9 protein-coding genes and 1 pseudogene are annotated in these 7,138 nt (G+C 41.4%); 3 read left to right on the top strand and 7 right to left on the bottom strand.

Annotated elements, in window-relative coordinates; all coding sequences use genetic code 11:
- Positions 1-198: 198 nt before the first annotated feature.
- Positions 199-348, bottom strand: coding sequence for an SRPBCC family protein (locus tag AB1L08_RS20880; protein ID WP_413066541.1), 150 nt, complete (start codon positions 346-348; stop codon positions 199-201).
- 207 nt (positions 349-555) lie between these two features.
- Here AB1L08_RS20880 and AB1L08_RS20875 point away from each other — a divergent pair, with 207 nt between their 5' ends.
- Positions 556-1,467, top strand: coding sequence for a sigma factor regulator N-terminal domain-containing protein (locus AB1L08_RS20875; protein WP_413066540.1), 912 nt, complete (start codon positions 556-558; stop codon positions 1,465-1,467).
- A 368-nt stretch (positions 1,468-1,835) separates the two neighbouring features.
- Here AB1L08_RS20875 and AB1L08_RS20870 read toward each other — a convergent pair whose 3' ends face one another.
- Together AB1L08_RS20870 and AB1L08_RS20865 are read right to left on the bottom strand one after the other, a co-directional pair.
- Positions 1,836-2,474 (bottom strand): response regulator, encoded by a 639-nt coding sequence (locus tag AB1L08_RS20870; RefSeq protein ID WP_413066539.1) that lies wholly within the window; start codon positions 2,472-2,474, stop codon positions 1,836-1,838.
- A gap of 3 nt (positions 2,475-2,477) precedes the next feature.
- Positions 2,478-4,139 (bottom strand): sensor histidine kinase, encoded by a 1,662-nt coding sequence (locus AB1L08_RS20865; protein ID WP_413066538.1) that lies wholly within the window; start codon positions 4,137-4,139, stop codon positions 2,478-2,480.
- Between the two features lie 255 nt (positions 4,140-4,394).
- On the opposite strand from AB1L08_RS20865, the gene AB1L08_RS20860 reads away from it, so the two are divergent.
- Together AB1L08_RS20860 and AB1L08_RS20855 are read left to right on the top strand one after the other, a co-directional pair.
- The gene (locus AB1L08_RS20860) at positions 4,395-4,517 is read left to right on the top strand and encodes a hypothetical protein (protein ID WP_413066537.1); all 123 of its coding nucleotides are present in this window, start codon (positions 4,395-4,397) and stop codon (positions 4,515-4,517) included.
- Positions 4,518-4,524: 7 nt separating this feature from the next.
- A complete protein-coding gene (locus AB1L08_RS20855; RefSeq protein ID WP_413066536.1) occupies positions 4,525-4,653 on the top strand; it encodes a hypothetical protein in 129 nt (42 codons plus the stop codon).
- Between the two features lie 268 nt (positions 4,654-4,921).
- Here AB1L08_RS20855 and AB1L08_RS20850 read toward each other — a convergent pair whose 3' ends face one another.
- The 4 genes and pseudogenes from AB1L08_RS20850 to AB1L08_RS20835 all read right to left on the bottom strand — a co-directional run.
- Positions 4,922-5,221, bottom strand: coding sequence for an SRPBCC domain-containing protein (locus tag AB1L08_RS20850; RefSeq protein ID WP_413066535.1), 300 nt, complete (start codon positions 5,219-5,221; stop codon positions 4,922-4,924).
- Entirely contained in the window at positions 5,218-5,391 is a 174-nt protein-coding gene (locus AB1L08_RS20845) for an SRPBCC family protein (RefSeq protein ID WP_413066534.1), read from the bottom strand. Before AB1L08_RS20845 ends, AB1L08_RS20850 begins: the two co-directional genes overlap by 4 nt.
- A gap of 218 nt (positions 5,392-5,609) precedes the next feature.
- On the bottom strand, positions 5,610-6,332 hold the full coding sequence (locus tag AB1L08_RS20840; protein ID WP_413066533.1) for a type II toxin-antitoxin system prevent-host-death family antitoxin: 723 nt from the start codon (positions 6,330-6,332) through the stop codon (positions 5,610-5,612).
- A 176-nt stretch (positions 6,333-6,508) separates the two neighbouring features.
- Positions 6,509-7,069: pseudogene (locus AB1L08_RS20835) on the bottom strand (HAMP domain-containing protein); the annotation flags it as partial.
- Between the last annotated feature and the right edge of the window lie 69 nt (positions 7,070-7,138).

Raw genomic sequence — 7,138 nt, 5'->3', positions numbered from 1 at the left:
TAAATTTTTACATCTGTGGATAAGTGCATTTTCTGTTTTAAGGACTAAAAAACATAAATTTACTCCTCAAAGCTGCTCGAACTTTGGAACGTTCGACAAAACTGCTCAGACACGTTCTTAAACAAATTTCCAATCATCTTAGCCCTTCCTGAGCATTTCCTTTTAAAATTATCGTCTTATGATCAGGCGGTAACAGGTTCAGGCTTGGTTTCCAAATTCCTCCAACATCTTTTTAAGTTCTTCTATCTTATACGCCCAGCCATATTTCGCACCGTTGAAGGCTTGATCTTCTTTCTCAAATCCAGTTTGCTCAAGATGTAAGTGAGTTGTTCCGCCTTCTTCTTTCAAAGTCCATGTGACTATTGTATCTATCGGACCACCTACCATGTGTAAGATAGTTTATAAGGCTTTTCAACTACCAATACTTCACTATCCACGATTAAATCTATTTCCTCATTTCGAAACTGGCATTTGTAACCTACAATTGGTTTAAAATTATTTTCCATTACCCATTGTGCGAGAGTCTCTGAAATCAAAAGTAGGAGGGAAACGTTAATGGATACTTCGCTAAAAGATGCTCTAAAAAAGGCGAAACGAAAACAATTATTAAAAATAATCATTATATCAATGGTCGTTGTACTTATTCTGTTAACGACCCTTTATAAAACCGGTAATTACTTTGCAGCAAAAAGTGCTGAAAGACTTCACGAAAAGCTCTTTTTACATAATGAAATTGCCGAAGCCAATATTCATATCGATTCTCAAGTAACGAGTAATCGCTCCATGTTTGGCGGCAACATAGTGACGAATCGTTCCAAAAATATTAACGGCTATTTAGTGCAATGGAGTACACTCACGAGTTCGTATGACTGGCTTCGCACCCACATTGATAACAACGAGTTAATGCCTGGAGTTTATTGGTCCGATACGCAAGTTTATGAGTATGATAAACAAACAAAACGTAAAGTTGCGACTTTTTATCATCCTTCTATCCAAAAGTACTACGACGGTATACAAAATGAACTGGGGGAAATTTCCCAAATGAAAAATCACGTTGCGGAAGTTGCGATTTCTTTCGACCAGCCTTATACATTCCAGGAAATTAAACCAAAAATTCCTGATGATTTAAACATTGTATGGTTGTATATGACATCACCTATTGCGGATGAAAGCAAAGGACCCGCAGGTATGCCTGTTTATGGATTTGATCCATCTGATTCACCGAAAGAGGCATACGAAAGCTTTATTGAGGCACTTGAAAAATATGATGCAAATGGCAATAACGAAACCATTCAGGAGTTTTTAAAATCAAATAAAAATAAACCGTTTGATGAGGTGGAAATCTTGGGAGTGATGCTGACGGGTCAAGCCGAAAATTTTAAAGCCCTGGAAAATAAAGACTTTATCCGCGGTGCTTCAGTTGGAGCCACCGCCCAAATGGTCCCATATATTAAACCGGATAAATAATTTACCTATAGACAGAAGCCCCTGCCAAATCTTTGATTTGGCAGGGGAGGTTCACTCTTTTCATCGAAAACTGTTCTTCATTGCTTTAAAACAGATAGGATGACCTTTCGGAAAGGTTTTTGATGCCGATCACCAGACGTGTATTTCCACGCTTCCCGATTGATTTGATTTAGCAGGCGATTTTGTTCTTTTATCATATATTGATACTCATAAAAATTCATCATAAGCACCCTTTCGGCTATATTTGGTTGCTATGTTTATATTAAGCATTGTTTATCTTGATAAAATCGTACCCATGTCTAAAATTGGCATACATAAAAGGCCTTATACAAGATAAGACCTTAGTCCAAGACTTTTTTTTGAAGCAATCAATCAAACCAGTTATGTTTGATGGCATAAAGGGCCGCTTGTGTACGATCTTGCAGCCCCATTTTTCCCAATATCGAGGTGATGTGGGTCTTTACTGTTTTTTCAGTAACATGTAGTTCAGCTGCTATTTCCTTGTTGCTTTGTCCTAAAGTGATATGGTACAGTACTTCTCTCTCCCTCGGTGTAAGGATTTGTATCTCATTATCAGTTTCAGTTTCCTTTGTCACATGGGAAATCAGTTGATTCGTTACTTGCGGATGAAACGTTCGATTGCCTTCCATTGCTGCTTTGATCGTTTCCGCCAAAACATCGGGCTCCACATCTTTCAACTGGTAGCCGAGGGCTCCTGCTTTAATGGCTGGCAGGACAGAATCCCGGTCGGAGAAACTTGTAAGAATAATCACTTTCACATCGGGATAGTTTTCTGAAATTTGCTTAGTTGCCTCAATCCCGTTCATCTTGGGCATTTGTACGTCCATAAGCACAATGTCTGGTTTTAATTCCTCAACCTTTTTTAGCGCCTCTATCCCATTTTGCGCTTGGCCGATGATTTCGATATCAGATTGTGTTTGCAAAAAGAACCGCAATCCTCTCAATACAACCAAATGATCATCGACGAGTAGTACCTTAATTTTCACATCTTAACCCCCTGTCTCTTCCACAATGGGTACGATAGCAGTAATGGTCGTTCCCTTGCCCTCGGTACTTTCAATTTCCAAGTTTCCGTTTATTTGTGCAGCCCGTTCCCGCATACTTGTCAATCCAAGAGACTTGGGGTAATTCGACGCTTGATCAATTGAAAAGCCTCGCCCTTGATCGGATACAACCATTCGTACGGTGTCAGGCTGACATTCAATTCGAATTTGAGCGCGGTTTGTGCAAGCGTGTTTACTGACATTGTTCAGCGCCTCTTGCCCGATACGCCATAATGCATCTTCTACCTTTTGCGTGAGATGGCCTTCTTCTTTCATTTGTACGGTCACATTCAGTCCAATTTTTTCGGCGTATTCTTTCAGTAAATCTATAATCCCTTTGTCGGCGTTGTCCGGACGAAGCTCCCAAATAAGGGAGCGCATCTCCGTTAAAGCTTCTTGAGCCAACTGACCGACGTTGTTAATGCCTTCTATTACAATCTGATCTTCATGTTTCAACATTTCCTTCAGTCCACGGGCTGTCAAAGAGAGAGAAAACAGTTTTTGATTGACAGAATCATGCAAATCACGGGCTAGTCGGTTTCGCTCTTCAGTCAGGAGCAATTGTTGCCGTTCTTCATAAAGCCGGGCCTCTTCCATCGCTAACGAAATATGTTCCGCTAATACTTTCAGCACCTCAAACTCACAATCAGTGAACGGTTCGAACTGTCTGCTGATGAACAGCACACCTTTTTGTTCATATCTATAACGCATTTCATGCAATTTCAACGGTATGGCAATCGAAGACTGGCCTCCATGATTATTGAGAGCAGGAAAAATAAAATCTTTTTGGTCGCTTACACATACTTTTTCCTCTAAATACGCTTGAACGATAATATCTGAAGAATCTTTCGAATCAGGGAAACGCCACGTTTCATTCATTAATCTCGACGTTCCATCTCTATAAAGCGCCTGAAGGGTCAAGCGATCACGCCGTTTCATGATGATGCCCGCCGTCGTCCAGTCAAAATTTTTTCCAATCTGTTCAATAACGGTTCTGAGGAGAATGTCCGGATCATTGATATTCCATATGTGGCGCGTCAGTTCATCGATCTTTGCATAATATTCGACTTGTTTTTTTTCCCGCTCATACAGTTTCGTCCGTTCCACGGCGGTTCCAATTTGGTATGCTACCGATTCGAGCAAAGTAAGTTCTTCATTGCTGAAATACTTTTTTCCCGGCGAAGCGACATTCAAAATGCCAAATCGTTTTCCACGGATGGTCAAGGGAACCGTCGCATGATGGGTGAGGTTTTGAGTGTCTCCCCAAGAATGTTCGACTGCGTCTTGCAGACGTCTGCATTTAATAATATTGACCGCTTTTTTCAATGAATTTTTCCAATATAAATCCAGGCAATCACAGGTGCCGCATCTCATCGGCTTCTTGTCTCCCCGAGCAAGTGCCGGAGGCAAGTTGTAATCAGCCATCTTCTGATAAAATGGCCGCTCTTCCGCCAAAAAAATCCAGCCTGCACTTATGCCTGTCACTTCAAGCAATTTTTCCAGCGTACTTTGAAGCATCTGCTTTAGATCATTACTTTCGTTCAACGTTTCGGCAATCGTTTTTAGGATTAGTAACTCCTTGCGGTGATTCTCAATACTTTTGGACATCGTTCCTCCCCCTGCACGCAATATAAAAAATATACTTCAAAAATATACTTCTGTTTATTTCCAGAAATTCCTGTAAAATATATAAGTTTTTTGGAAATGCTTTCATTTTTAACCGGAAAGACGGTGCCCAAGTTGATTCGTCTTCGGAAGGGAAAATAAACAAGTTCTAACATAACACAGAAATCCCCCTCCCGATAGCAAAGAGAATGAAGGTTCTGTATAATGTAAGGAAAGAATGAACTGGAAGACAAACAGATGGGGATTGAATATTTGGAAACGATGATACGCTATGTATTCAGTGCGGGGAAGTCGATTGCCGAACGCGACGTGAAGAAAATCATTCATGAGCTTGAATCAGTCTATCCGCAAAGGGCGTGAAGTAGCAATGGCGATGGCAGATGTATGGAGAGAAGAAGGTATGAAAAAGGGAATGGAGTTAGGTAAAGCTGCTGCGTTGTCTGAAACAGCACTTCAAGTACTGATTGAAAAATTTGGAAGGTTTCGCAAGATATAAAGGAAGGGATTACAAAGGCAGATGCCGCTGCTTTACAACTTTTGATTGTGAATAGTTTTAAGTTTGAGGATATTGACGAAGCCCGAAAATACATTCAGTAGTCAATTCCAATTTATGATAGTTCCCTTTAGAAAAGCAGCCTCACTGTTAAGACTGGTATTCATTCCGGTTTCAATCCCGGGATGAATGCCGGCTCCAATCCATTACATACCTCCAAGGCACGCTGCATGTGGTCAAGGATAGAATTTTTTCAACGTACAATCCTTTGTCACTCCAGAAAAGCGACGAGATTGGCAAGCGTGGAACTCATACCGGCTACATGATCGTCCTGCCGGATGCCTTCCGGCACGTTTTCGCAGACGATCGTGACTTCGGTACCTTCCGGGACTTCATCTAAATTCCAATTCATGATCATGCTTCCAGCAAACGCGGGATCCCCGGATTCAAACACAATGCGTTGCACGATCCTCTTGCCCGGAATAAGTTCAAGGAATTCCCCCTGGGCAACATCCGAGTTGTCTGAAGTTTTACCTGCAGGATGATCCGAACCGATATAGGTTAGGGTCATGCAATAAAAGCCACCCTCCTTGCGTCGAACGCATCGATTCTGCCCTCCATTCCTATGGGAGGAAGCCAGGTAACGAGCGCCTTCGGGTCCATAAATGCCTGATAGACTGCTTGCGGCTTCGCTTTTATGATCCTTGATGCAGTGCGGATTCTATTCGATTTGTTATTCATCTAAAACGCCCCTTCTTTTGGGAATATTTAATGGCGGCCGAGATGGTTATGATAGATCAGCAGGGCTTTCGCTCGTGTTGCTATACATAGATGATCTCTCCTACCTCGGTATACATTGGGTTGGCGGGTATCCCATGAAACGTTTAAATTCCTTTATGAAGTGCGCCTGATCGTAGCAGTATTCGATGAAATACCAGACGGTTTGCGGGGCTCTTTTCTCATCCAAATATATCCTGCAGCGGTGCACTGAGCCCGCCGAAGGTAAAAGACAGGACGAACTCATCCGCACCGCTGATGAAGGCCCTGTTTTCCACAATGTCCTGCCCGTCCAGCTTGTATACCGTCACGGTCCGGTTTTGCGGATCGACAATCCAGTATTCCTTCACGCCGCACACCAGGTACAGTTCCAGCTTGGTGATCAAGTCCTTTCGCTTGGTGGACGGGGATAGCACTTCGACGACCAATGTCGGGACGCCCTGGTACTTGCCTTTTTCGTCGATTTTTTCCTTATCGCAGATCACCATGATGTCGGGTTGAACGACGCAAATGTTGTCTTCCGATTTCACCAGTTTGATGTCGAAGGGAGAAGTAAGGGGCGTGCAGTTCTTGCCTTTGAACCAAGTGTAGAAAATGCCGTGCAATTCATGAACCGCATGCTGGTGGGCGTAAGTTGGCGATGCCAGGTTGTACAGCGACCCATCGATCAGCTCATACCGCTGTTCCGACTTCTCGACCAAATCCAGGTATTCTTCATAGGTCACCCATTCCCCGTCCGTACGGTATTCCGGCGCGTCTTCTCTTGCCAGAGAGGATTCCGTTTCAATCGGGATCATTTTTGCAGCGTCACGTCCGTTCTTCGTCACGATGATTTCCTCACCGGCTTCTGCAAACTTCAAGTATTTGCCAAAGTTGTTCTGCACCTCGGTCGAAGGTACTCTCATGAAAATCACCTCAAAATAGCTAACCTGATTCGATTATATCCAATATTTAGCTATTAAACAACCGAAAATATAAATATATTAGCTAAAATTACGTGTCCATTCCGCCGAAATAACGACTTCATTTTACTGCGCCATCTTATGTTTTGCTATAATGGTCATACAATAACATGATAATGTGTATTAATATTATGTGATAAAGTACCAATTTCATCCTTCGATCTAATCGGTATGATCTCCGAAAAATCCAAATTAGCAATCTTGTTTGTTGTATCGTTTATTTGTAACAACGGTTTAGCGATCTTTTTTGAATAATAAAATGAAACCAGAACAATTAGAAACAGCACAAAAATAATTAAGTATATATAATAACTCTGTAACATTTGTACAGCTTCATCTACTGGTTGGAATGAGGTCATAGAAAAAATATATGTTGTTTCACCAGCTGCATCTTTTATAGGGCTAATTAATATTTTGTATTTAATGTTATTTTCCTCATAGTCCATTGTTTTAGCATCGCTATTATGATTTTCATTTAAAATCAGGTTTGCTTGAAATTGTTTTATTCTTTCGATAAAAACACGATTTGTATAAATGTTCGAGCCTGTAGTCCTTTCCGGTAATTGTAATTTCTTAATCTCTCCACTAAAAAAAAACTCCGAGCTTTTTTTAGGTTTAGGAGTTTGTTCCTCTTCAGCTTTTTTGCCAAACAACTTTTCTGATAGCTGCTTATTCTCTACCCTGAAAATATAACTAACGAACTGCTAAAAAAAGCAATACTAAGCTAACCGGCTATACCCTAATTTCCA

This window comes from Siminovitchia jepli, assembly GCF_047228825.1.
GTDB lineage: Bacteria > Bacillota > Bacilli > Bacillales > Bacillaceae_C > Siminovitchia.
This window is presented reverse-complemented; position numbering and strand designations above follow the sequence as displayed.

What these genes read in the sequence shown, in the direction of transcription:
- AB1L08_RS20875 (WP_413066540.1), top strand. Translation starts at nt 556, where the DNA reads ATGGATACTTCGCTAAAAGATGCTCTAAAAAAGGCGAAACGAAAACAA.
- AB1L08_RS20865 (WP_413066538.1), bottom strand. Translation starts at nt 4,139, where the DNA reads ATGTCCAAAAGTATTGAGAATCACCGCAAGGAGTTACTAATCCTAAAA.
- AB1L08_RS20860 (WP_413066537.1), top strand. Translation starts at nt 4,395, where the DNA reads ATGGGGATTGAATATTTGGAAACGATGATACGCTATGTATTCAGTGCG.
- AB1L08_RS20855 (WP_413066536.1), top strand. Translation starts at nt 4,525, where the DNA reads ATGGCGATGGCAGATGTATGGAGAGAAGAAGGTATGAAAAAGGGAATG.
- AB1L08_RS20850 (WP_413066535.1), bottom strand. Translation starts at nt 5,221, where the DNA reads ATGACCCTAACCTATATCGGTTCGGATCATCCTGCAGGTAAAACTTCA.
- AB1L08_RS20845 (WP_413066534.1), bottom strand. Translation starts at nt 5,391, where the DNA reads ATGAATAACAAATCGAATAGAATCCGCACTGCATCAAGGATCATAAAA.
- AB1L08_RS20840 (WP_413066533.1), bottom strand. Translation starts at nt 6,332, where the DNA reads ATGAGAGTACCTTCGACCGAGGTGCAGAACAACTTTGGCAAATACTTG.